Below are 1,542 nucleotides of genomic sequence, written 5' to 3'. Positions count from 1 at the left end.
AAATTCGGCTTTTCGTGGTATAATTGCAAACAAAAATTTATTTTTTTATTTTTGATTTAATAATAAATTATTTTAATAAATATTAAAAAGTCTGTTACATTTTGTTATCAGCGATAAAGAGGTGTGCCACACTTTTTTGAAAACGCCTTTCAGTTATTTGTGTATTCTGATAATTTTTGATTTTTATATAAATTTTATTCCTGCATTTTAAAAATAAAATATTAAATTTACAGGAATAATCCTATTGCTATGATTCATAGAGAAATTACTGAAGAACTTCTATTTCGGGTTAATCATTTCCCCGCTACTGCGATTTTAGGACCAAGACAAGTCGGTAAAACAACTTTGGTAAAAACTCTGCAATCAGAACTACCAAAAGAAAGTATTTATTTCGACTTAGAAATACCCTCCGATTTAGCTAAATTCTCTTTTGATGCCGAGATTTTATTGAAAAGTATTGATAGTCAGATAGTTATACTTGATGAAATTCATCGTTTACCTGATGTATTTCTATTATTACGAGGACTAATTGACCAAAATCGACAAGCAGGACGCTTTATTTTATTGGGTTCTGCTTCGCCAGATTTATTAAAAAATTCATCAGAATCATTGGCTGGTAGAATATCTTATATAGAAATGTACCCTTTTCATTACCGAGAAATTTCCGCCAACGAACCAATAGATTATAAAGAACACTGGCTTTGGGGTGGTTTTCCGAATGCTTATTTGGCAAAAAATGATAAGAGTAGAAATATTTGGCTAACTGATTTTTTAAGAAGCTATCTTGAGCGAGACTTGCCGCAGTTGGGACTTTCCGTTTCGCCTTTATTGATGCGACGTTTGTTGATGATGATAGGTAGTATTCAAGGCGGAATTGTCAATTATTCGATGCTTGCCAATTCGTTGGGTATTAGTCAGCCAACCGTTTCTAAAGCTGTTGATTTTTTAGAGCAGGCCTTTTTGATAAGGCGACTTGCACCATATTTTGTAAATATTGGTAAAAGATTGGTGAAATCGCCCAAGATATATATCCGAGATAGCGGACTTTTGCATCATTTACTCAATATTCGCACCCATGAATCGCTTCTTGGGCATATTGTTGCAGGAGGCTCATGGGAGGGGTATATTATTCAAGAAGTTGTGAGTCAATTGCCACAAGATGCTTTACCGTTTTTTTATCGTTCGCAAGATGGTTCGGAGCTTGACTTAGTAATTGAGCAAGGAACTGAAATCTCGCTTGCCATTGAAATCAAACTTTCTGATTCGCCAACACTTTCTAAAGGAAATACAATTGCTCTCAATGACTTAGGAAATCCTCCTTTATTAATTATAACGCCTTCGGCTACTGACTATCAGTTAAAAACAAATGTTTGGGTTTGTAGTATTGCAACCTTAGCTCAAAATTTGGTTCGATTCAATTTGAATGTTTATCAGTAATCTTTGCTATGCTCACTTAATTTATGATGCTTTTTGAGAATATACTACTAAATTTGCAGTCCAAAAAGAGAAACGAATGGCAAAAGATAATTATTTAGAGAAACT

The 1,542-nt window shown here is 33.5% G+C and carries 1 protein-coding gene; it reads left to right on the top strand.

Features of this window, described 5'->3' with window-relative positions; genetic code table 11:
- Positions 1–249 precede the first annotated feature (249 nt).
- Entirely contained in the window at positions 250–1,437 is a 1,188-nt protein-coding gene (locus tag ACOVO2_RS13290; RefSeq protein WP_421770448.1) for an ATP-binding protein, read from the top strand.
- Positions 1,438–1,542 lie beyond the last annotated feature (105 nt).

This window comes from Emticicia sp. (assembly GCF_049241225.1).
GTDB lineage: Bacteria > Bacteroidota > Bacteroidia > Cytophagales > Spirosomataceae > Emticicia.
This window is presented reverse-complemented; position numbering and strand designations above follow the sequence as displayed.

Coding starts and splice junctions, on each gene's coding strand:
- ACOVO2_RS13290 (WP_421770448.1), top strand. CDS start 250: ATGATTCATAGAGAAATTACTGAAGAACTTCTATTTCGGGTTAATCAT.